Raw genomic sequence first — 21,208 nt, 5'->3', positions numbered from 1 at the left:
GCATGCCGGGCCGACGCCTTATTCGCCGTTCCACAGGTCCGGCAGCCCCACCACCAGCCACCAGCGCTTGGCTTCCGGGTCCCAGCGCCAGCGCTCCAGGTAGCGCAGCGTCCGTTCCGCCATGGTGTGCTTGTTGATCACGCGCAGTTCGATCTGGCGCTCGACGGTGCCCTCGGGGCCGCTCCGCCGGCTGATGTCGCGATAGCCGGAGATCTTCACCTGCTGGTAGCGCTCGAACTCCAGGTCGGTCATGGGGTGCTCTTGGCGGTAGGCGGGATCGACCGCCTGCCACGCGTTCTCGAAATCGCCCCAGCGGACGGACGCGGCATAGGCGTCCTGCACTTCGGTCAGCTTGCCGCGCTGGCGGAAGCTCTGCGCATCCGCCGACAGCCATGCGGTCATCAGCCCCACCAGGACCAGCATCTTGAGTAGTACGCGCATCGTCGTTCCCCTGTTCGTCCCGGCATCCTACTGTTTCAGCAGGGCGACGTAGCGCCCGCTGAGCGTCGTCGCCAGCCCGCCTTCAGGCAGCTGCACCCGGGCATCGACCTGGATGCGTGCCCGGCCGCGCTGCCGCAGGGTGTCGAGGAACGTATCCCAGGACTGGCCCTCGGCAAACGCGGCCCCGGCCACCAGGTCCGCATAGAGTGGAGCAAGGTAGCGGACCTGGCTGTCGGCGACGAAGACGTCGGCCTTCAACCCGGCCAGGCGCAGGTTCAGCGTGACCAGTCCCCAGCCCGCGACCGTCATCAGCGAGGTCAGGCTGCCGCCGAAAGCGGTGCCCTTGTCGTTGACGTTGGCCGACAGCGGCGCGGACAGCTGCAGGGTACCGTCGCTGTAGCCGTCCACGTCCACCTGCATGGCGGCGACCGGTGGCATGCCGCGGCAATAGTCGCGCAGTTCCTGCAGGGCTTCTTCCAGACTCATCACTCATAATCCGCGCATGGGACATCCAACGCCGCCGGCATGGTACGTCATCTCGTTGCGGCCACAAGGCGGCCACGCCGGCCTGCGCGGTGCGGCGCGACGACACGGCGCGGCGCTGTTGGCGCTGTCCCCGTGGCGCATCCGCGACAACGCGGATGCCGGCACGCGCGCCGATCTGCGTGCCGCGCTGTCGGCCGAAAGCGTCCTGTTCACCAGTCCTGCCGCCGTAGACGCCGCAGCGCGCCTGCAGCCGCTGGCGGCGTTGCCCGGGCAGACGTGGCTGGCGGTCGGCAGCGGTACTGCCGCGGCGTTGCGGCGCGCCGGCATTGCCGGGGTCGATGCGCCCGCCCGCATGGACAGCGAAGGCCTGCTGGCGTTGCCCGCGCTGCAGGACGTAGCGGGCACACGCATCGGTTTCGTCACCGCGCCCGATGGCCGCAACCTGCTGGCGCCAACGCTGGAGGCGCGGGGAGCGACCGTGCTCCGCGCCGAGGTCTATCGACGCGAAACGCTGCCGTTGCCGTCCCGTGCCCTGCAGCGGCTGCGCGCACTGGATGCACCCGCATGCCTGCTGCTCAGCAGTGGCGGCGCGCTGGACCTTGTCATGTCGCAGCTGCCCGCCGACCTGGCCGACCGCCTGCGACAGGCCACCGTCGTGGCCGCCAGCCCCAGACTGGCAGAGGCCGCGCGCCGTGCCGGTTTCGAGCATGTCGTCGAAGCCGCTGGTCCACGCCCGGCGCAGCTGGTGAACGCGGCGTGCACGGCCATCGCCACGCGCATCCGTTAGCATTTGCGCAACCCATCACGGTTCTGCCTGTCGACAAGGATGCTTGCGTGAATCAGGAACACCCTTCCACCCCCCGCTCCGGCCGCCGCCGCGGGCTGGTCATCCTGCTGCTGGCAGTCGCCGTCGCGTCGCTGGTGGGCTGGCGTGGCTGGGTGTGGTGGCAGGCCCGGCACGCGCAGGAGCAGGCCGTGGTCGACGATGCGGAACAACGTGTCGCCGCACTGGAAGCGCGCGTGGAAGCCCTGCGTCGCGACCAGCGTGCACAGACCCAGCGCCTGCAGGATGCCGCTGCCACCAACCGCGTGCTGCGCGATGAAGTGCTCGGCCTGGGCCAGCGCGGCGCGCTGCTGGAAGAGAGCGTCGCCAAGCTGACCGACCCCAACCGCCATGGCGCGCAGGCCCTGCGTCTGGACGAAGTGGAACTGCTGCTGTCGCAGGCCTCGCAACGCCTCGACATCGCCCGCGACTTGGAAGGCGCGCGACGCGCCTACGCACTTGCCGCCGGTGCGCTGGATGGCGTGGACGACCACCGCCTGCTCAACCTGAAGCAGACACTGGCGCAGGAACGCATCGCGCTGGATGCACTGGGAACCGGACCGCAGGCCGCGAAGATCGCGCAACTGGACAAGTTCGCCACCTCGCTGGCAGCCCTCGGACGCGAACGCCCCGTGGCCCCCGCCACTGGCGAACGCACCCGCTGGCAGCGCCTACTGTCGCCGCTGGTGGACGTAACGCCCTCGCGCGACAGCACGATCATCGCGCCCAGCGAACGCACGGCAGCGGAGGCAGCGCTGCAGATCGAGCTATCGCTGGCGCGGGCCGCACTGGAACGCGGCGATGCGGCCGGTTTCCGCGCCGCGCTGGGCCGCATCGATGGCTGGATGACGCGGTTGTGGCCGGATTCACCCGCACTGCGCCAAGGTCGGGTGCAGCTGCAGGCCCTTGGGCGGACGGACGCTGTCGCGGAGCCGGCGGTCCTCGGCAGCACCTTGCAGCAGTTGCGCGCGCTGCGCAGTGCGGGCCTGCAGCTTCGCCCACTGCCGGCCCCGTCCGCGCCCGGCCCTGAAAGCACGGAGGTGATGCCATGAAACCCTTCCGCACCGTGGTGATCCTGCTGGTGCTGCTGTTGCTGGGCGTGTTGGCCTCGCAATGGCTGGCCACCACCAACCGCGATCTTGGCGAAGTGTTCGTCCGTTTCGCCGGCTACGACCTGCACACCAACGTGCCGCGCGCGCTGCTGTCGCTGGCCCTGCTGGGCGCGGCCTTCTGGGTGGCGTGGCGGCTGCTGTCCCTGCCGTTCCGCGCATGGGGCCGGTATCGCCGCAAGCAGGCGCGTGCGCGATTGATCGAAGGCCTGGAAGCCCTGCATGCCGGCCACTGGCAGAAGGCGGGCAAGGTGTTGGAACGTGCAGCCGAAGACGAGGAAGTCGGCACCATCGCGCGGGTGGCGGCCATCCGCGCGGCCGACGCGGCCGGTGACACCGCCACCGCGACACGCCACCTGGATGCCCTGGCGGTGCGCGCACCGGCGTCGCATGCGCTGGTCGTGGCCGAGCGCGCGCTGGCCTCGGGGCAGCCGGCGCAGGCCTTGTCCGTGCTGGACGCCCCCGCCGTGCAGCCGCTTCCGCCACGCGGCCTGGCGCTGCGCGCCGAAGCGCTTGCCGCCACCGCGCACGCGGGCGAGGCCTATGGCCTGCTGGGTGCGCTCAGGCAGCAGCAGGCGCTAACCGCGCCGGCACTGGACGCGCTGGAGATACGTCTCGCCACGCAGTCGTTGCGCGAGGCGGCCGATGCGAACGTGCTGGCCGATCGCTGGGAAACCCTGACCAAGCCCTTGCGCAACCAGCCCCCCGTGGTCGCCGCGTATGCCGAACGCGCCGCGTCGCTGCGCTGGGAAGATGCCGCCGCGCGCAGCATCGAGAATGCGCTTGACGTGCACTGGGACGAGTCGCTGGCGGCGCTCTACGGGCGCCTGCCGATCGGCAAGCTCGATTCCCGTCGCGCCAGCGCGCAGCGCTGGCTGCAGACCCATCCCGCCAGCCCGGCGGTGCTCGTCACGCTAGCCCGCCTGGCCCGGCAGCAGGGGCAGTGGATGCAGGCACAGGAATTCCTGCATCGTGCCCTGGCGCAGGGTGCGGGCGCGGAGGCCTGGGAGGAAATGGGCGATGGCTTCGCCGCTGCGGGCGACGATGCGCTCGCACAGCAGTGCTACGGCAATGCGTTGAAGGCCGCCCGTGGCGAAAGCACCCGTGCGCTGCCCGGCCGCGACCTCAGGCAGAAGATCCACGACGAAGCCGTCGTGGAAGAGCGCGACGAACATGGACTGCCGCGCCTGCGCGGATAAGAGGGCAGTGCAGGAGATCAGCGCGCGGCCGGCAAACGGAAGGGTTTGCCGTCGCGCGTGAACCTCGGCGTCACGGATTCGCGGGCTTCTTCCGCCAGCGTCGCCACAGGATGGCCGCGCCCAGCACCAGCAGCCACAGCGGCCATACCGTCATCAATGCGATGACCAGCTCCAGGCAACCCCGCCAGCCCGCCTGCAAGGCCTCGCCCACGCGGCTGAAGAAGCCAGGCCCGTTGTCGCGGAACACGGCGTCCACGTCCACCCGCTCGGCCCGGCGCACCTGCGCATCCTGCCGCAACGACAGCGTGATGGTGCTGAAGGCGACACGATCCTCGAACTCCTTCTGCGCGATCAGCGCTTCGTCGCGGCTGGCGCGCGCCGTGCCGCGCGACTGGATCGCATCGGTCTTGTCGCCCAGCTTGCCGCCCGCCTGCACGGCGTCGCCCAGTTCCCGCTGTTCGTCCTGCGCGCGCTGGCGCGCCAGCTGCTGCCGCAGCAGGTCGAACTGCGCATCGCGTGCCGAGAAGCTGCGTCGGTCCAGGAATTCCATCTGCGCGGCGACGGCACGCAGGAACGCCTGCGTGCGTTCACTGGGCACGCGCACGGTCAGCTCGCCGTGCAGCGTGTACTCGGCCAGCTCCAGCCGCTTGCCCTGCCCCAGCGGACGGCTCAGCACGCGCTGCACCTGCGAGGCGATCTCGTTGTCGACGACGAACCCGCCCTGCGCGGCGACCTCGTCCTCGATCGCCAGCGCCGTGCGGTAGACGTCCACCACCTGGAACTGCGCCTGCGCAGTGCGGATGAAGCGACGCTGCGGATCGACCTGGCTCGCCACCTCCGAGGCCATCTGCGAAGGGTCGACGCCGGGCCCCTGCATCGCGGGGGCCTCGACACTCTTCTGAGGTGCAGCCGCGGCGGCATTGTCCGACGCCGCTTCGGCCATGATCGCAACGCCGGCGTCGGCACTCGACTCGGCCGCAGCGGTGGCATCGGCTTCGGCTATCTCGCGCTTGCTGCAGGCAACGATGAGGATCGAGAAGGCCAACAACGGAATGACGCAGTACATCCTGTGCAAGCGCATGAAAACTCCAAGGGCAGGGAGGGCGGTGGCCGGGGGGCCGGCCCGACTACCAACGCATGGCGCGGCCCACCGGGGTTGGCCGGCATCATTCCACGCCTGGATGCAGTGTGGCGCAGGTCTCGGCGTGGCCCGCCGAGACCCGCCTGGACCATGTGACAATCGGATCGCCTGCCCTCGGTGATCCGCGATGACCCGACTCCTGCAAGTCGCTTTGCTCCTCGTCCTGCTGACCGCATCAGCGGCGAATGCCGGGACGCCGGTCGCCACGGGCACTGGTGGGGGGGCCGCGACGATCAGCGAACAGGCCACGCAATCCGCGATCGCGGTCCTCGACCGCGGCGGCAATGCGGTCGATGCCGCCGTCGCGGCGGCGGCCACGCTGGGCATCACCGATCCCTTCAGCTGCGGGATCGGCGGGGGCGGCTTCATGGTGGTGTACCTGGCGAAAGAGAAACGCGTGGTCGCGCTCGACCATCGCGAGACGGCGCCCGCCGCGGTCACGTCCACGCTCTTCAGCGAAGACGGACACGCGATGGACTTCGATACCGCCGTCGCCAGCGGCCTGTCGGTCGGCGTGCCGGGCACCGTGCGCGGCTGGCACGAGGCGTTGCAGCGCTACGGCACGATGTCGTTCGAACAGGTCCTGGCGCCGGCGATCGCGGTAGCGGAGCAGGGCTTCACGGTGGATGCGAACTTCTCGAGCCTGGTGACACGGAATGAAGGCAAGTTCCGTCGCTTCCCCGCTACCGCTGCGCTATACCTGCGGGAAGGCAGGGCAGTTCCTGCAGGTACGACGTTGCGCAATCCCGACCTCGCACAAACGTATCGCCTGCTGGCGCGCGGGGGCGTGGACGCGTTCTACGAAGGCCCGCTGGCGCACGCGATCGTCGAGGCGGTCAACCGTCCACCGACGGCCACCGGCATTTCCGTGCGCGGCGGACGCATGACGCTGACGGACCTGGCCGATTACGAAGCCCGCGTGCGCGCGCCTTTGCGCTCCACGTATCGCGGCTACGCGCTGTATGGCATGCCACTGCCGAGCAGCGGCGGCGTGACCGTGTTCGAAGCGCTGAACATCCTTGAAGGCTACGAGCTGAAGTCGCTGCCGCGCGCGCAGGTGGAGCATCTCTATCTGGAGGCGAGCCGCCTCGCCTTCGCCGATCGCGACGCCTACCTGGCCGATCCCGAGTACGTGGACGCGCCCGTCATGGGCCTGCTCGACAAGGACTACGCAGCCCGGCGACGCGCGCTGATCGACCCCGCACGCGCCGCCCAGGGCCCGGTCGCCGCCGGTGATCCCTTCGCCTTCCAGCAGGATGCCAGCTACCCGCTGCGCCCCGCCCCCCGCGCGTTGCAGCCCGAGAGCACGCACACCACGCACCTGACCGTCTCCGACAAGGACGGCAATGTCGTCGCCTACACCTTCACCATCGAGGACTGGGGCGGCAGCGGCATGGTCGTGCCGGGTTACGGTTTCCTGCTCAACAACGAGCTGACCGATTTCGACTTCACCGGACCGCACCCCAATGTGCCCGAGGCCGGCAAGCGGCCGCGCAGCAGCATGACGCCGACGCTCGCGCTGAAGGACGGCAAGCCAGCGTTCTCGATCGGCAGCCCGGGCGGGTCCACCATCATCACCACGGTGCTGCAGACGATCGTCAACCACGTGGACCTGGGCATGCGCATGGACCAGGCCGTGGATGCGCCGCGGCTGTCGCAGCGCAACGGCGCCACGACGGACATCGAGCCTGGCTATGCGGACAGCGCGCAGGCGGACGCGCTTGCGCAGCGCGGGCAACGCTGGTCGGCCCGTGCGGAGGAAATCGGCGCCGCCAACGCGCTGGTATTCAACCCGGACGGCACGGTGACGGCGGTCAGTGAAGGCCGCCGCCACGGCATCGGAAGCGCGCAGGTGCAGACGCCGTCGCGGTGAAGCGGCGCCTGCTACGGGAAGAAAACGATGAAGGCACGCATCGCGGCATCCACGCCGCGACGGCTCAACGCTCGATGATCGCCACCACGCCCATGCCGCCGGCGGTGCAGATCGACACCAGTGCACGGCCGCCGCCGCGCTCCTTCAGTTCCTTGGCGACGGTGGCGACGATGCGCGCGCCGGTGGCGGCGAACGGGTGGCCCGTTGCCAGCGAGGAGCCGTTGGGGTTCATCTTGTCCGGATCGATCCGACCCAGCGGGGCGTCCAGCCCCAGGCGATTGCGGCAGTAGTCTTCGCTTTCCCAGGCACGCAGCGTGCACAGCACCTGCGCGGCGAAGGCCTCGTGGATTTCGTAGATGTCGAAGTCCTGCAGGGTCAGGCCGTGGCGCTTGAGCATCTCCGGCACCGCGATGGTCGGCGCCATCAGCAGGCCTTCGCCATGCACAAAGTCCACCGCCGACACCTGCGCATCGCGCAGGTACGCCAGCGGTTCATGGCCGTGCGCCTGCGCCCACGCGTCCGAGGCAAGCAGCACCGCGGCGGCGCCATCGGTCAGCGGCGTGGAGTTGGCGGCCGTCAGCGTGCCGCGGCCGGAGGTCTTGTCGAAGGCCGGCTTCAGCGTGGCCAGTTTCTCAAGCGACGTATCGGGACGCAGGATGTTGTCGCGTTCCAGGCCGCGGAACGGCGCGATCAGGTCGTTGAAGAAACCGCGCTCGTAGGCAGCGGCCAGTTTCTTGTGCGAGGCCACGGCCAGTTCGTCCTGCGAATCGCGGGAAATGTTCCACTGCTTGGCCATGTCCTCACAGTGATCGCCCATGCTCTTGCCAGTGCGCGGTTCGGCTACGCCGGGGAATTCGGGCTTGAGCTCGCCGAACTTGAAGCCGCTGACCAGCGCCTTCAACTTGTCCTGCGTGGTCTTGGCGCGATTGGCCGCCAGCAGGCGCGCGCGCAGCTTCTTGCCATAGACGATCGGCACCTCCGACGTCGTGTCGGAACCGCCGCCGATGCCGGAATCGATCTGGCCCAGCGCGATCTTGTTGGCGATGGTGATGATGGAATCCAGGCTGGTGCCGCAGGCGCGCTGCAGGGTGATGCCCGGCGTGAGCGGCGACAGCCCCGACGACAGGGCGGCTTCGCGGCCCAGGTTCCAGTCGGACGAATGCTTGATCACCGCACCCATGGCCACTTCACCCAGCTGCTGCCCATGCAGGCCGAAGCGCTCGACCAGCGCACCCAGCGTGCGCACCGACATGCCCAGGTTGCCGACATCCGCGTAGGCCGTGTTCTGCCGACAAAACGGAATGCGGACGCCGCCGAGGATGGCGACGGGGCGGGCTGCTGGCATGAGGGAACCTCTCTGGGGGTGGGACGGATGAGTCGCCGCCGCGGCGGCAGGCATAATGCCAGTGTAATGCCACCCTCCACGACCGCCAAACGCTGACATGACTCGATCCACAACAGACACCACGGTGATGGGCGTGATGGCGCTGGAACTGTCGGCAGGCCGCCCGCCGCAGCACGCGGCGCTGCGGCCTTCACAGGCCAGCGAACTGGCCGAACGGCTGGGCCGCGATCTGGCCAGGCTGGTGCCGCAGGTGCGCGGGCTGGACCTGGTATTCGTCGCGGCGCATTTCGATCCGGCCGAGGCCCTGCGCCCCGGCTGGCCGCTGCACCAGCGCCTGCGCGAGTTGCAGCTGCGTGCGCCGGGCCGCAATGAGGGCGCGCGCGTGATCGCCTTCGGGGCGGATGAGGCGGGTGACGTGCCGCTGCCGTTCCAGGCCGACGCGACGCTGGGCGGCGGCCAGCTGCGCGTGCTGCCGTTCCTGCTGAGCGGTGAGGATGCCCATACGGTTGGCGAGGTTGCCGAACGGTTGGAGGCCGTGCTGCTGGAAACCGGCATGGCCGCGCCCGACACCGCCCTGCTGGCGCAGCAGGCCTTCGGTGCGGACATCGAACACGCGCGCTACCTGACCCTGCACGACCTGGCCGCGATGACCGCGCTGCAATACGAACACGGCGGCCTCGGCGCGCTATGGCCGCTTATCGAGACCGCGCTGCTGGCACCGGCATCGGAGCAGTGGCTGGATGCGCCGCCGGAACCGCTGGTGCGCTACGCCGATGGTGAAGCGCATATCGCCCTGTTCGAACCCGCCGCCTGGCGTGCGCGCTACGCACCGCAGGACGCGACCGACGAACGGCTCGAACGCGCCTACGGCCACTTCCAGGCACGGCAGCAGCAGATCGCCGCCGTGCTGGAAGTGCACGGCATCCCGGTGACGTTCGCGCATTGCCCGGGCAAGGCCGATGCCAGGCAAACCCTGCAGTCGTAGCGCGCGCTGCGCGCACGATCACGAGGCACTGGACATCGTGCGGTCGTGCGCATGGCGCACGCTACGCCGCCGGCCGCGGTGTTACTGCGTGACCTTGATGATGCCGCACGCCACGCGGGCACCGGCGTTGCCGGCTGGCTGGCTGGCGTAGTCATCCGGTGCGGCGTGGACGATCAGCGCGCGCGTGGCGACATCGTTCACGGCGCCGCCGCCCAGCGTGACGCCTTCCAGATGCACGTTCACCGTCGCCACGCCTTCGGCGTTGGCCACCAGGTTGTTCATGTCGCCCGCGTGGTGCGCGCCGCTGCCCGTCTTGCCATGCACGGCATTGAACGGGTTGAAGTGCGGGCCGGCGCTGCTGGCATCGACGGCGCTGCAGTCTCCCTTCTCGTGCACATGGAAGGCATGCGTGCTGTTGGCCGGCAGCCCACCGACCTCGCCGGTCAGGTGCAGGCCCTTGCCCATCGGCGTCACCGTGACCTTGCCGCTGACCAGACTGCCCGAGGCCGACGCCAGGACGGCGACCGCCTGCTTGGCGGTGCTGACGGTGGGAACGGCGGGCGCCGGCGGTTGTTTCGGCGAGGTGCCGCAAGCGGCCAGGAAGACGGCGGAGGAAGCAGCCAGCATGGCGGTACGCATGGGGGAAACTCCGGTACGTGAAGAGGGCCTGCCACCGTAACGGCGACGACCTTCACGTTCAATGAAGCCGCGGGCTTCCCGTGTTTCCTTGCACGTACGCCAGCGTGCTACACGCCGCGCTTGCGACCGGGCCCCAGCTTGCGCGTCACGGTGTTGCGGCCGACGCCGAGCTTTACCGCGGCTTCCGCGCGGCGGCCATGGGTGATTTCCAGCGCGACCTCCAGCAGCGTGCGGTCGAGGCGTTCGCGGGCTTCGGCGTGCAGCGATGCGGCGCCGTCGGCCAGCCGCTTGCGTGCCCACTCGGCCAAGGCGGTGTCCCAGTCGTCCGTGCGCTTGCCTGTCGCCGGCCCGTTCTGCAGGGCGTCCTGCAGGTCGGCGACCGTGATCAGGTCGGCCGGTGCCAGCGCTGCGAGGCGCCAGCACACGTTTTCCAGTTCGCGCACGTTGCCGGGCCAGTCGTGGGCCTGCAACGCTTCGAGGGCGGCGGCGCTGAAGCGCTTGCCGGCGATATCCAGCTTGCGGGTGGCCACGGCGAGGAAATTCTCGGCCAGCTGCGGCACGTCGGCACGCCGTTCACGCAGCGGCGGCAGCTGCAGGCGGACCACGTTGAGGCGGTGCAGCAGGTCGGCGCGGAAGCGGCCTTCCGCCACCAGTGCCTCGAGATCCTGGTGGGTGGCGGCGATCACGCGGACATCCACGCGGATCAGTTCGCGCCCGCCGACGCGGAAGAACTCGCCTTCGGCCAGCACGCGCAGCAGGCGCGTCTGCAGCGGCAGCGGCATGTCGCCGATCTCGTCGAGGAACAGCGTGCCGCCATCGGCCTGCTCGAAGCGGCCGATGTGGCGCTTCTGCGCACCGGTGAAGGCGCCGGCCTCATGGCCGAACAACTCGCTTTCCAATAGTTCGGACGGAATCGCCGCGGTGTTCAATGCCACGAAAGGTTTTCGCGCGCGCGGTGACTCGTGGTGCAGGGCATGCGCGACCAGTTCCTTGCCGGTGCCTGTCTCGCCATTGATCAGCACCGACAACGGTGCCTGCGCCAGTCGCCCGATCGCACGGAACAGCGCGCGCATCGCCGGCGTGTCACCGATCAGCTGCGGGGTTTCGGGCGGCGACGCGACGTCGACATCGGCGATGGCGCCTTCCGGCGCCTCTTCCGCACCGGGCAACGTGCGGGCCGCCAGCGCGACCGCGTCGTCCAGATCGAACGGCTTGGACAGGAATTCGTGCGCGCCGCCGCGGAACGCACCGGCGGTGCTGGCCACGTCGGTATAGGCCGACATCACGATGACCGGCAACTGCGGATGCGTGGCCTTCAGCTTGTCCAGCAGCACCAGGCCGTCATCGCCCGGCATGCGTACATCGGTGAACAGCAGGTCCGGTGCGCCACGCGCGCCCAGTGCCTGCAATGCCGACGCCGCGCTGTCGAAGCCGTCCACGGCATAGCCGGCATCGCGCAGGGCGGTGGCCAGCACGAAGCGCACGGAGCGGTCGTCATCGACCACCCAGATGCGCTGGGCATCATGGCCCGCCGCGCTTTCATTCCGTTCAGTGCTGGGCATGACGCTCCTCGTCGTGGTCGTGCAGCGATTGCGGCAGCATCAGGGTGAAGACCGTGTGGCCGGGACGCGAGCGGTAGGTCAGCGTGCCGCGGTGCTCGCGCGCGACCTGCTGCGCCAGCGCCAGGCCCAGGCCGCTGCCGTCGGCGCGTCCGCTGACCAGCGGCAGGAACAGGTGCTCGGCCAGTTCTTCCGGCACGCCGCGTCCGTCATCGATGATCTCCACCCGCAATGCCATCGCATGCAGGTGATCGTGGATGCGCGACCCGTGTTCGACACGGGTGCGCAGGATGATGCTGGCCGCGCCGGCCTGGATGGCGTTGCGCACCAGGTTCCAGACCGCTTGGGTCAGGCGGTCCGCGTCGCCGTCGAGCTCCGGCAGGCTGGGGTCGTAGTCGCGCTGCAGGCGCACCGACCAGCCGCCCTCGTTCTCGGCCAGGCGCAGCACGCGCTCCAGCACGGCATGGATGTTGAGCGGTGCGTGCGGCCGTTGCGGGGAAGGCGAAAGCAGTTGTTCCAGCAGGTTGTTGAGGCGGCCGATCTCGGATTCGATCAGGTCGATCAGCTCGCGTTCGTCGTCGTTGTCGTTGCGGTGGGCCGCCCGCCGCGCCAGCAGCTGCGCGGCGCCCTTCAGCCCCGCCAGCGGGTTGCGCAGTTCGTGGGCGAGTCCCTTCAGTGCCGCGCTCAGGGCGTTGGGCAGGGCTTGGGTGGGGTCCAGCGCGGGGAACTCGTCCACCGGGTGGGCCTCCAGCAGCCAACCGCCGGCGTCCAGCCGCGACAGCCAGCCCTCGGCGAAGCACGGCGACTCGCCAGGCATGCCCAGCGCCATGCGATGCAGGCGCAGGACGTCGCGGTCGGTGTTTTCAAGGAAGCGCGCCATGGCGTCGCTCTCGATCTCCAGGGCCGCCAGTGGTTGTCCCAGCAGGCGGCGGGTACTGACGCCCAGCCAGCGGGCGAACGCAGGATTGACGCCACGGATCAGGCCGTGGGCGTCGGCCCAGGCCACCGGCGTGCTCAGCGCGTCGGTGGTGGGTTCGAAAGGCATCGGGAAGAAGTCCGGGGACGACATTGCACCAGTTTAGTGCAAAGCCGTCCCCGGGCCAGCGGTCAGGCCTCGTAGGCCGATTCGCCGTGGGAGGTGATGTCCAGGCCTTCGCGCTCGGCGTCTTCGGAGACGCGCAGGCCGACGGTGTACTTCACGATCAGGAACGAGACCAAGGCCACCACGCTGGACAGCACCACCGTGATCAGCACGCCCTGCGCCTGGATCCACACCTGCGAGCCGATGGAGTACTCGGCCACGGCGGTCTCGGTGACGTAGTCCCAGATGCCCGCGCCGCCCAGCGAGGGCGCCGCGAACACGCCGGTCAGCAGCGCACCGGTGATGCCGCCCACGCCGTGCACGCCGAACACGTCCAGGCTGTCGTCCGCGCCCAGCAGCTTCTTCAGCCCGCTGACGCCCCACAGGCACAGCACGCCGGCGATGGCACCGATGGCCAGTGCACCGTTCAGGCCGACCAGGCCCGCGGCCGGGGTGATGGCGACCAGACCGGCCACCGCACCCGATGCCGCACCCAGCAGCGACGGCTTGCCCTTGGTGATCCACTCCACCAGCAGCCACGCCACCACCGCCGCGGCCGTGGCCAGGAAGGTGTTGACGAAGGCGATCGCGGCCACGCCGCCGGCTTCCAGCGCCGAACCGGCGTTGAAGCCGAACCAGCCCACCCACAGGATGGACGCGCCGACCATGGTCAGGGTCAGGTTGTGCGGCTTGATGGCCTCACGCCCGTAGCCGGTGCGCTTGCCGATGACGTACGCACCCACCAGGCCGGCGATCGCGGCATTGATGTGCACGACGGTGCCGCCGGCGAAGTCCAGCGCGCCCTTGGCCCACAGGTAGCCCGACTTGGCCAGCACTTCCGGCACCACGTCGGTGCTGGTGAACGCATCCGGCCCCGGGAAGAACCACACCATGTGCGCCATCGGCAGGTAGGCGAAGGTGAACCACAGCACGGTGAACAGCATCACGCCGGCGAACTTCACGCGTTCGGCGAACGCACCGACGATCAGCGCGCAGGTGATGCAGGCGAAGGCGCCCTGGAACACGAAGAACGCGAGCTCCGGGATGTAAACGCCCTTGGTGAACGTGGCGCCGATCGATGCGGCGTCCAGGCCCTTGGCGAACAGGCGGTCGAAGCCACCGATGAACGCATTGCCTTCGGTGAACGCCAGGCTGTAGCCGTAGACGGCCCACAGCACCGCGACCAGCGAGAACACCGCCAGGTTCTGGATCAGGATCGACAGCACGTTCTTCGAACGCACCAGGCCGCCGTAGAACAGCGCCAGGCCCGGCAGCGTCATGAAGATCACCAGCACCGCCGACACCAGCACCCACACGGTGTCGGGTTTGCTGATGGACGGGGCGGGCGCGGCTTCTTCGGCGGGAGCCGCTTCAGCCTCGGCAGGCGCGGCGGCGGCTTCCACCGGCGCAGCGGCCACGTCCGTCGCGGGGACGGCGGCCGGATCCACCGCCGGGGGCGCATCCGTCACGGGCGCCTCGGTCGCGGCGGGGACCGCCGCATCCTGCGCGGCGAACGCACTGGCGGCCATACCGGTCGCCATCAGGCCGCACAGCGCGGCCAGGCACAACATCTGGGCACGGGTCTTCCACCCGGAGAACAGTCGAGTCTTCATGTGGGGCTCCGAGTGTTAGAGCGCGTCCGCGCCGACTTCGCCGGTACGGATGCGGATGACCTGGTCGATGGTGGTGACGAAGATCTTGCCGTCGCCGATCTTGCCGGTGCCGGCCGCCTGCTGGATGGCCTCGATGACGGCATCCAGTCGTTCGTCGGTGACGACGGTTTCGATCTTGATCTTGGGCAGGAAATCGACGACGTACTCGGCGCCGCGGTACAGCTCGGTGTGGCCCTTCTGCCGGCCGAAGCCTTTGACTTCGGTGACGGTGATGCCGGACACGCCCGCCTGCGACAAGGACTCTCGTACCTCGTCGAGCTTGAACGGCCGGATGATGGCGGTGATCAGTTTCATGCGCATACCCCGATGGTGGATGGAACCGGCCGGCCATGCGCCGGCCGGCGGTTTCAGGTCACCCGTGCGCGCAGCCCCCTGGCGGCGGACACGTTGTCGGTGCGAAGCGATGCATGAACCGCAGCCGTGCCCATCGCGATGGCTTGCGACGGAAACGGATGACGTGGGAGGGAGGTGCGGTTCATGGATCTCTCCTGAGGTTTCCCCGGTTGGAACGTTGGTGCGATCTCCAGAAGCGATGACAGGTATTGCCCCGGTTCCCCAACCGGGTGAACACGCCGCCTGACGACGGGCGCCCGACGGCGTGTTCAATGAGGTGCGGCGATGGCGACGGGTGGGAGGGGTAGGCCGTCGCCATCGCCGCGAGAACTCAGTTGGCGTAATACAGCTGGTATTCCAGCGGGTGCGTCGCCGCGCGGAACTTGGTCACTTCCTGCATCTTCAGCGCGATGTACGCATCGATGAAGTCGTCGGACATCACGCCGCCGGCCTTCAGGAAGTCGCGGTCCTTGTCCAGCGCTTCCAGCGCCTGGTCCAGGCTGGAGCAGACCTGCGGGATGTTCTTCTCTTCTTCCGGCGGCAGGTCGTACAGATCCTTGTCGCTCGGCGCGCCCGGGTCGATCTGGTTCTTGATGCCGTCCAGGCCGGCCATCATCAGCGCGGTGAAGGTCAAGTAGCCGGACTGCAGCGGATCGGGGAAGCGGATCTCGATGCGGCGGGCCTTCGGGTTGGCGACCCACGGAATGCGGCACGAGGCCGAACGGTTGCGCGCCGAGTAGGCCAGCATCACCGGCGCTTCGAAGCCCGGCACCAGGCGCTTGTAGCTGTTGGTGCCCGAGTTGGCGAACGCGTTGATCGCCTTGGCGTGCTTGAAGATGCCGCCGATGTACCACAGCGCCAGCTGCGACAGGCCGCCGTAGCCGTCACCGGTGAACAGGTTGGTGCCGCCCTTGGCGAGGGACTGGTGCACGTGCATGCCGCTGCCGTTGTCGCCGACGATGGGCTTGGGCATGAAGGTGGCGGTCTTGCCGTTGCGGTGGGCGACGTTGCGGACCACGTACTTCATGCGCTGCAGTTCGTCGGCCTTCTGCACCAGCGTGTTGAACTTGGCGCCGATCTCGCACTGGCCGGCGGTGGCGACTTCATGGTGGTGCACTTCGACTTCGATGCCGACCTGTTCCAGCGTCTTGCACATCTCGGCGCGCAGGTCGTGCAGCGAATCGGTCGGCGGCACCGGGAAGTAGCCGCCCTTGATGCCCGGACGGTAACCGCTGTTGGCGCCGTCGTAGCTCTTGCCGCTGTTCCAGGCGCCTTCCTCGGAATTGATCTTGAAGAACGCATGGCCCATGTCGTTGGCGAACTGCACCGAATCGAAGATGAAGAATTCGGGTTCCGGGCCGAAGAAGGCGACGTCGGCGATGCCGCTGGCCTTCAGGTGCGCTTCGGCGCGCTTGGCGATGCCGCGCGGATCGCGCGAGTAGCCCTGCATGGTGGCCGGGTCCAGGATGTCGCAGACCAGCACCAGGGTCGGATCGGCGTAGAACGGGTCCAGGTAGGCGCTGCTCGGGTCGGGCAGCAGGACCATGTCGGACTCGTTGATGCCCTTCCAGCCCGAGATGGACGAGCCGTCGAACATCTTGCCGTCCTCGAACAGGGACGCGTCCACGATGCTGACCGGGAAGGTGACGTGCTGTTCAACACCGCGCATGTCGACGAAGCGCAGGTCGACGAACTCGACCTTGTTGTCCTTGATCAGCTTTTCAACATTCTCCACAGACATCTCGGGACCTCGGGTTGGATAAGGATGTAGCCCGATAGAGCAATCCTCGTGCCAACCTCGCAGATTCCCCAAGCCATTGATTCTGTTGGCATGCCTTGACGTCCCTTTCACGCGCAATCCCTATTTTGGTGCATATATCCCCGCGCCCTCACCATAACGGTGCGCGAGGCTTTCCACTATCCTTGGCCGCTTCCCGGCGTCCCGCACCCCTCCATGACCGACCTGCTCGCCGCGCTGCTGCTCGGCATCCTCGAAGGCCTGACCGAATTCCTGCCCATTTCCAGCACGGGGCACCTGCTGATCGCCCAGCACTGGCTGGGCGAGCAATCGGACTTCTTCAACATCGTCATCCAGGCCGGTGCGATCCTGGCCACGACGCTGGTGTTCCGCCGCCGCATATGGGAACTGGCGACAGGCTGCTGGCGTGATGCGGAAACCCGCGACTACGCTCTGAAGCTGGCCACCGCCTTTCTGGTCACCGCGCTGGTCGGCCTGCCCGTGCGCCTGGCCGGCTGGGAACTGCCGGAAACCGTCACCCCGGTGGCCTGGGCCTTGATCCTCGGCGGCGTGTGGATGCTGGTGGCCGAGCATTTCGCCGAAAAGCGCGGCGACGTGGCGACGATCACCTGGAAAGTGGCGGTGCTGGTCGGGCTGGCGCAGGTGGTGGCCGGTGTTTTCCCCGGCACGTCGCGCTCGGCGGCGGCGATCTTCATGGCGATGCTGGCCGGCACCAGCCGGCGCTCGTCGGCGGCGGAGTTCGTGTTTCTGCTGGGCATCCCCACCATGTTCGCGGCCAGCGGCTACGCGTTCCTGGAACTGGTCAAGGACGACGCCCTCGGCAGCGAGAACTGGGCCGCCGTCGCCCTGGCCTTCGCAGCGGCCACGGCCACCGGCTTCGTCGTGGTGAAGTGGCTGCTGGGTTTCATCAAGGCGCACCGCTTCACCGGCTTCGCCATCTACCGCATCGTGCTGGGCGGGCTGCTGCTGTTGCTGATGCCGGTCGGCAGCTGACCTTCGCCCGCGGGAGCGACGTGAGTCGCGATCGGGGCCGTTGAAGGCAAGCCCGTCGCGCGGCGGCACGGCAGACATTGCGCTGCCAGCCTTCACCCCGTTCTAAGCGTTCATGCGTTTGCATGGACCCCTGTCCGAGGAAACCGCCATGAAACGACTGCTGCTGTTGGCCCTGCCCCTGCTGCTGGCTGGGTGCCCGAAGCCCGCCGACGAGACGGCCGCGCCGGTTCCCGCCGAAACACCGGTCGCCACGTCATCGACCCCCGCTCCCCCTGCGGCGCCGATCGATGCTTCCACGCTGCTGCCGCAGTATCACTGGCGCCTCATGCAGGCGACGGACGCCAACGGCCAGCGCATCGACGCCTTGTTCGCACGCGCGGACAAACCGCTGCAACTGGATTTCCGCGACGGTCGCCTGTCGGTCGGCAACACCTGCAACCGCATGGGCGGCAGCTACACGCTGGCGGGCGACACGCTGACGGTCGGCCGCATGGTATCCACGATGATGGCCTGCACCGACAGCACGCTGATGGCGCTGGACCAGGAAGCCGGCAAGCGCCTGGAGGGCCCACTGACACTGGCTGCTACGCAGGATGGCGTCACCCAACTGACCTTGACCACGACCCAGGGCGACAAGTTGATGTTCGGAGGCGACCCCACGGCGCAAACCCGCTACGGCGGCCCCGGCGAGCGCGTGTTCCTTGAAGTCGCCGCGGACACCAGGCCGTGCAGCCACCCGCTGATCCCCGACAAGCAGTGCCTGCAGGTGCGCGAGATCGAGTACGACGACAAAGGCATCAAGACCGGCACGCCCGGCGAGTTCCAGCATTTCCACGACAGCATCGAGGGCTACACGCACGAGCCCGGCGTCCGCAACGTGCTGCGCGTGGATCGCTACACCGTGAAGAACCCGCCTGCCGACGGCTCAGCCCGCGCGTACGTGCTGGACATGGTGGTGGAATCGGAAAGCGTGAAGCGCTGAGCCCCCGCTCGTTGCAGGAGCGACGCAGGTGGCGACGGGAAAAGCCCCGTCGTCAGGCGCCCGCTCTCAGGCCTTCGTGTTCAACGAATACGTGCCATGCAGCGTCGCTTCCGTCAGCACGTGCGACTGCATGGCACGCAGCACGTCCGCGGCGGTGAAGCGCGCCGGCAGGTCCAGCGTGGCCACGTCCAGCGCGAACAGGCGGAAGAAGTAGCGATGCGTGCGCAGGTCGTTGAACGGCGGATACGGACCGTCGTAACCGAAGTAGTCGCCGCCCATCTGCGCATCGCCGGCAAACCAGCCGGTGTAGCCGTTCAGGCCCTGCCGCGCGCCTTTCGGGCCGGCAGGTTGCTGCTTCCCTTTCGCGGTGACGCCATCACTGCAGCTGCCCGCGGCAATCACGCGCACATCCGGCGCGATGTCGACCATCGCCCAGTGGACGAAATCGCCGCGCACCTGGTCCACCGGGATCTGCAGGTCGTCGCGACCGACGGTTTCCGGCACGGTCGGCGCATCCGGATCGATGCACAACAGCGCGAATGACTTCGTCCCGGCCGGCACATCGTCCCAGGCCAGGTGCGGATTGCGGTTGGGTGCGAATCCGTCCGGCTGGCCCATCGCGAATTCGGCCGGGATGGGCTGGGTGTTGCTGAAACTGTCGCTCCACAGACGCATGGCGTGCTCCCTATGTCGTTCTTCCGCGGCGTGCGGGAATCAGGCTTCCGGATAACCCAGGCGCACCGCCACCGGCGTGAGCGCGGCGAACGGACCGGACAGTGCGGCGGCGTAGTGGCGCCAGTGGCCTTCCGGGAAACGGCGCGCGCCCGAGGACGGCGGCACCGGCAGCTGCGCGCCCAGCGCTTCGCCCAGCGCCGCGGACACGCCACCGGCGTCGTCCTTGATGGCGTCCATGCGGATCAGCCGGTGTTCGTACAGGTCCTGCTCGTGCAGGTCGGCGATCTGGCCGAACAGCGTGGCCATCCACTGCGCGCCTTCCTGCAGGTCGTCCAGCGCCAACGGCGCCGGCGAGCCGAACGCCATCCAGTCGAGGAAGGCATCGCGCGGATCGCGTACGGCGATGAGCAGCAGGCCCTGCGGCAGGTGCGGACGCAGCGCATGCAGCAGCGCGTTGTCCCACCACAGCAGCCAGTCCACCACCTTGCCGTCGTGGATGCCGCGCGCGGGCAGCGTGGCCTGCCATTCGGCGATCAGCGCCTGGCCCGACAGCGCGCCGGACGCCAGTGCGGCCGGCGTGGTGTAGTTCTGGAAACCGTCCTTCGGCGGTTGCGGCAGGAAGCGGTCGCCGCGGAACTCGTCGGTGATGTAACCGATCACGCCCGCCAGCGATTCCACCACCGTTCCCGGCGCGCCCCACAACAGCATGGGGCGTGCCGCCGGGCCGTCGGGCTGCTGCGCGCGCGCAGGCCATTCCGCGGGCGGAGCGGTGGGCGTCCACAGCGGCAGGCGCGACGGCGCCAGCTCGTGCGCCAGGGCGGACCAGGTGGCCACCGCATCGGCGTGGCGGCCGGCACGGTCCTGCACGAACCCCAGCCAGCCGCGCAGGCTCTGCTGCTGCGCCACGTCCTGCACGCCCGCGATGATGCCGGTGACGCGCGCGATGGCGGCGTCGGGGTCGCGGGCCAGCAGGGCTTCGACCACGCGCTGCTCGCCGCTGGTGCGGCCCGGATCGAGTTCGACGATGCGCAGCGCGACGGCTTCGGCGCCGTCAGCCTCGCCGGCGGCGTCCAGCACGGTCATCTGCGCTTCCAGCGCCGGCAGGTGGGTCGGCATGGCCGCGACCCAGCGTTCGACCACGGCGCGCGCCTCGGCGCTGCCGACCGCTTCGAACACCAGGCGAGACAGCCACAGCTCATGCGAATCGGGCGTGGTGGCCAACGCGGCATCCAGGCTGGCACGCGCATCGTCCTGCGCGCCGAGGCGACGCCAGGCCTCGATGATCGCCAGCAGCGTGGCGCGTTCGCGCGGCTGTGCGGCCAGCGCCACGCGCAGTGCCTTCAACGCTTCATCGTTCTGGCCGGCGGCCAGCCGCAGCTGGCCGATGTGGCGATGCAGGGCCGGGTTGTCGGTACCGGTCTGGGCAACCATCACCTGCAGCTCATCGGCGGCGTCAGCGGGACGCCCCTGACGGCGGACCAGGTCGGCGATCAGGCTGCGCAGACTGTGCGTGCCCGGGGTCTTGTCGACGATGCCGCGGAAGGCCTGCTCGGCGAACGCCCAGTGCCCCAGCGCCATGTGGATGAAGCCCAGCGCGTAACGCAGCTGGGCGTCGTCAGGCGCCGCCTGCATGGCGGCGGAGACGATCTTCAGCGCGCGGTCCGCATCGCCGCGGCGCAGGGTGACCATGCCGTCGACGGCGGCCAGCTGCGGGTGATCGGGCGAGACACGCGCGGCCAGGCGGTTGTAGCGCTCGGCTTCGTCCAGGTCGCCGCGACCCAGTGCCAGCTGCGCCTGGATCAGGTAAGCGCCGAACTGGTTGGGGTCCAGCCCGCTGGCGCTGGACAGCGCGGCCTGCGCCTCGTCGGGGCGGCGGCTGCCGATCAGCACGCCGGCGCGGGCCAGGTGCAGCTCGGCGTTCTCCGGGGCCAGCGCGATCGCGCGGTCGATGCTGGCCAGCGCGGCCTCGGCCTGGCCGACCTGCTGCTGGGCGGCGGACAGCCAGCGGTGCGCCTGCGCATCGTCGGGGCGGTCGGCCACCAGCGCTTCCGCGGCGGCCAGGGCGTCGCCCGCGGCGCCACGGCGCAGGGCATCAATGATCGAGTCGTACAT

At 69.2% G+C, this 21,208-nt stretch carries 20 protein-coding genes; 7 read left to right on the top strand and 13 right to left on the bottom strand.

The features are described from left to right. Positions 1–18: 18 nt before the first annotated feature. Entirely contained in the window at positions 19–441 is a 423-nt protein-coding gene (locus tag OVA13_RS14350) for a hypothetical protein (RefSeq protein ID WP_267791144.1), read from the bottom strand. Between the two features lie 27 nt (positions 442–468). After that, positions 469–927: a YiiD C-terminal domain-containing protein gene (locus OVA13_RS14345; protein WP_267791143.1), complete on the bottom strand. Its 459-nt coding sequence runs from the start codon at positions 925–927 to the stop codon at positions 469–471. Between the two features lie 16 nt (positions 928–943). Between OVA13_RS14345 and OVA13_RS14340 the strand changes: the two genes are divergently transcribed. Genes OVA13_RS14340 through OVA13_RS14330 form a run of 3 tightly spaced genes read left to right on the top strand, consistent with a single transcriptional unit; the run spans position 944 to position 4,058 of the window. Beyond that, positions 944–1,714, top strand: coding sequence for a uroporphyrinogen-III synthase (locus OVA13_RS14340; protein ID WP_267791142.1), 771 nt, complete (start codon positions 944–946; stop codon positions 1,712–1,714). A gap of 47 nt (positions 1,715–1,761) precedes the next feature. After that, positions 1,762–2,802 (top strand): hypothetical protein, encoded by a 1,041-nt coding sequence (locus OVA13_RS14335; RefSeq protein ID WP_267791141.1) that lies wholly within the window; start codon positions 1,762–1,764, stop codon positions 2,800–2,802. Beyond that, positions 2,799–4,058 (top strand): heme biosynthesis HemY N-terminal domain-containing protein, encoded by a 1,260-nt coding sequence (locus OVA13_RS14330; RefSeq protein WP_267791140.1) that lies wholly within the window; start codon positions 2,799–2,801, stop codon positions 4,056–4,058. The genes OVA13_RS14335 and OVA13_RS14330 overlap by 4 nt, the downstream gene beginning before the upstream one ends. Before the next feature lie 70 nt (positions 4,059–4,128). Here the strand turns inward: OVA13_RS14330 and OVA13_RS14325 are convergent, their stop codons facing one another. Continuing rightward, complete coding sequence (locus tag OVA13_RS14325) at positions 4,129–5,139, bottom strand: DUF4349 domain-containing protein (RefSeq protein ID WP_267791139.1); 1,011 nt, start codon at positions 5,137–5,139, stop codon at positions 4,129–4,131. A 187-nt stretch (positions 5,140–5,326) separates the two neighbouring features. Here OVA13_RS14325 and ggt point away from each other — a divergent pair, with 187 nt between their 5' ends. Beyond that, entirely contained in the window at positions 5,327–7,072 is a 1,746-nt protein-coding gene (ggt, locus tag OVA13_RS14320; RefSeq protein WP_267791138.1) for a gamma-glutamyltransferase, read from the top strand. 64 nt (positions 7,073–7,136) lie between these two features. On the opposite strand, the gene OVA13_RS14315 is transcribed toward ggt, so the two are convergent. Further along, positions 7,137–8,417, bottom strand: a complete 1,281-nt coding sequence (locus tag OVA13_RS14315) for an acetyl-CoA C-acetyltransferase (RefSeq protein WP_267791137.1) — start codon at positions 8,415–8,417, stop codon at positions 7,137–7,139. 97 nt (positions 8,418–8,514) lie between these two features. Here OVA13_RS14315 and OVA13_RS14310 point away from each other — a divergent pair, with 97 nt between their 5' ends. After that, complete coding sequence (locus OVA13_RS14310; RefSeq protein ID WP_267791136.1) at positions 8,515–9,402, top strand: hypothetical protein; 888 nt, start codon at positions 8,515–8,517, stop codon at positions 9,400–9,402. 81 nt (positions 9,403–9,483) lie between these two features. Here OVA13_RS14310 and OVA13_RS14305 read toward each other — a convergent pair whose 3' ends face one another. From OVA13_RS14305 to glnA, 7 genes are all read right to left on the bottom strand, one after another. Beyond that, the gene (locus OVA13_RS14305) at positions 9,484–10,041 is read right to left on the bottom strand and encodes a superoxide dismutase family protein (protein WP_267791135.1); all 558 of its coding nucleotides are present in this window, start codon (positions 10,039–10,041) and stop codon (positions 9,484–9,486) included. Between the two features lie 107 nt (positions 10,042–10,148). Then, entirely contained in the window at positions 10,149–11,603 is a 1,455-nt protein-coding gene (ntrC, locus tag OVA13_RS14300) for a nitrogen regulation protein NR(I) (RefSeq protein WP_267791134.1), read from the bottom strand. After that, a complete protein-coding gene (locus OVA13_RS14295) occupies positions 11,590–12,645 on the bottom strand; it encodes a two-component system sensor histidine kinase NtrB (protein WP_267791133.1) in 1,056 nt (351 codons plus the stop codon). Before OVA13_RS14295 ends, ntrC begins: the two co-directional genes overlap by 14 nt. Positions 12,646–12,707: 62 nt before the next feature. After that, entirely contained in the window at positions 12,708–14,294 is a 1,587-nt protein-coding gene (locus OVA13_RS14290) for an ammonium transporter (RefSeq protein WP_267791132.1), read from the bottom strand. Between the two features lie 15 nt (positions 14,295–14,309). Beyond that, positions 14,310–14,648 (bottom strand): P-II family nitrogen regulator, encoded by a 339-nt coding sequence (locus tag OVA13_RS14285; RefSeq protein ID WP_056880236.1) that lies wholly within the window; start codon positions 14,646–14,648, stop codon positions 14,310–14,312. 53 nt (positions 14,649–14,701) lie between these two features. Then, entirely contained in the window at positions 14,702–14,833 is a 132-nt protein-coding gene (locus OVA13_RS14280) for a hypothetical protein (RefSeq protein ID WP_267791131.1), read from the bottom strand. Positions 14,834–15,018: 185 nt separating this feature from the next. Beyond that, the gene (gene glnA, locus OVA13_RS14275; protein ID WP_267791130.1) at positions 15,019–16,428 is read right to left on the bottom strand and encodes a type I glutamate--ammonia ligase; all 1,410 of its coding nucleotides are present in this window, start codon (positions 16,426–16,428) and stop codon (positions 15,019–15,021) included. Positions 16,429–16,641: 213 nt separating this feature from the next. Between glnA and OVA13_RS14270 the strand changes: the two genes are divergently transcribed. Continuing rightward, positions 16,642–17,439 (top strand): undecaprenyl-diphosphate phosphatase, encoded by a 798-nt coding sequence (locus OVA13_RS14270; protein ID WP_267791129.1) that lies wholly within the window; start codon positions 16,642–16,644, stop codon positions 17,437–17,439. 148 nt (positions 17,440–17,587) lie between these two features. Beyond that, positions 17,588–18,421: an META and DUF4377 domain-containing protein gene (locus OVA13_RS14265; RefSeq protein WP_267791128.1), complete on the top strand. Its 834-nt coding sequence runs from the start codon at positions 17,588–17,590 to the stop codon at positions 18,419–18,421. Between the two features lie 66 nt (positions 18,422–18,487). On the opposite strand, the gene OVA13_RS14260 is transcribed toward OVA13_RS14265, so the two are convergent. Together OVA13_RS14260 and OVA13_RS14255 are read right to left on the bottom strand one after the other, a co-directional pair. Further along, a complete protein-coding gene (locus OVA13_RS14260; RefSeq protein WP_267791127.1) occupies positions 18,488–19,096 on the bottom strand; it encodes a YbhB/YbcL family Raf kinase inhibitor-like protein in 609 nt (202 codons plus the stop codon). 39 nt (positions 19,097–19,135) lie between these two features. Beyond that, complete coding sequence (locus tag OVA13_RS14255) at positions 19,136–21,208, bottom strand: tetratricopeptide repeat protein (protein WP_267791126.1); 2,073 nt, start codon at positions 21,206–21,208, stop codon at positions 19,136–19,138.

The organism is Pseudoxanthomonas sp. SL93, assembly GCF_026625825.1.
GTDB lineage: Bacteria > Pseudomonadota > Gammaproteobacteria > Xanthomonadales > Xanthomonadaceae > Pseudoxanthomonas_A.
This window is presented reverse-complemented; position numbering and strand designations above follow the sequence as displayed.

Excerpts from the sequence above, each read along its gene's own strand:
- OVA13_RS14270 (WP_267791129.1), top strand. The coding sequence starts at position 16,642 with ATGACCGACCTGCTCGCCGCGCTGCTGCTCGGCATCCTCGAAGGCCTG.
- ntrC (WP_267791134.1), bottom strand. The coding sequence starts at position 11,603 with ATGCCCAGCACTGAACGGAATGAAAGCGCGGCGGGCCATGATGCCCAG.
- OVA13_RS14310 (WP_267791136.1), top strand. The coding sequence starts at position 8,515 with ATGACTCGATCCACAACAGACACCACGGTGATGGGCGTGATGGCGCTG.
- OVA13_RS14315 (WP_267791137.1), bottom strand. The coding sequence starts at position 8,417 with ATGCCAGCAGCCCGCCCCGTCGCCATCCTCGGCGGCGTCCGCATTCCG.
- OVA13_RS14350 (WP_267791144.1), bottom strand. The coding sequence starts at position 441 with ATGCGCGTACTACTCAAGATGCTGGTCCTGGTGGGGCTGATGACCGCA.
- OVA13_RS14265 (WP_267791128.1), top strand. The coding sequence starts at position 17,588 with ATGAAACGACTGCTGCTGTTGGCCCTGCCCCTGCTGCTGGCTGGGTGC.
- OVA13_RS14330 (WP_267791140.1), top strand. The coding sequence starts at position 2,799 with ATGAAACCCTTCCGCACCGTGGTGATCCTGCTGGTGCTGCTGTTGCTG.
- OVA13_RS14285 (WP_056880236.1), bottom strand. The coding sequence starts at position 14,648 with ATGAAACTGATCACCGCCATCATCCGGCCGTTCAAGCTCGACGAGGTA.
- OVA13_RS14345 (WP_267791143.1), bottom strand. The coding sequence starts at position 927 with ATGAGTCTGGAAGAAGCCCTGCAGGAACTGCGCGACTATTGCCGCGGC.
- OVA13_RS14255 (WP_267791126.1), bottom strand. The coding sequence starts at position 21,208 with ATGTACGACTCGATCATTGATGCCCTGCGCCGTGGCGCCGCGGGCGAC.
- OVA13_RS14280 (WP_267791131.1), bottom strand. The coding sequence starts at position 14,833 with ATGAACCGCACCTCCCTCCCACGTCATCCGTTTCCGTCGCAAGCCATC.
- ggt (WP_267791138.1), top strand. The coding sequence starts at position 5,327 with ATGACCCGACTCCTGCAAGTCGCTTTGCTCCTCGTCCTGCTGACCGCA.
- OVA13_RS14305 (WP_267791135.1), bottom strand. The coding sequence starts at position 10,041 with ATGCGTACCGCCATGCTGGCTGCTTCCTCCGCCGTCTTCCTGGCCGCT.
- OVA13_RS14340 (WP_267791142.1), top strand. The coding sequence starts at position 944 with ATGGGACATCCAACGCCGCCGGCATGGTACGTCATCTCGTTGCGGCCA.
- glnA (WP_267791130.1), bottom strand. The coding sequence starts at position 16,428 with ATGTCTGTGGAGAATGTTGAAAAGCTGATCAAGGACAACAAGGTCGAG.
- OVA13_RS14260 (WP_267791127.1), bottom strand. The coding sequence starts at position 19,096 with ATGCGTCTGTGGAGCGACAGTTTCAGCAACACCCAGCCCATCCCGGCC.
- OVA13_RS14325 (WP_267791139.1), bottom strand. The coding sequence starts at position 5,139 with ATGCGCTTGCACAGGATGTACTGCGTCATTCCGTTGTTGGCCTTCTCG.
- OVA13_RS14290 (WP_267791132.1), bottom strand. The coding sequence starts at position 14,294 with ATGAAGACTCGACTGTTCTCCGGGTGGAAGACCCGTGCCCAGATGTTG.
- OVA13_RS14295 (WP_267791133.1), bottom strand. The coding sequence starts at position 12,645 with ATGCCTTTCGAACCCACCACCGACGCGCTGAGCACGCCGGTGGCCTGG.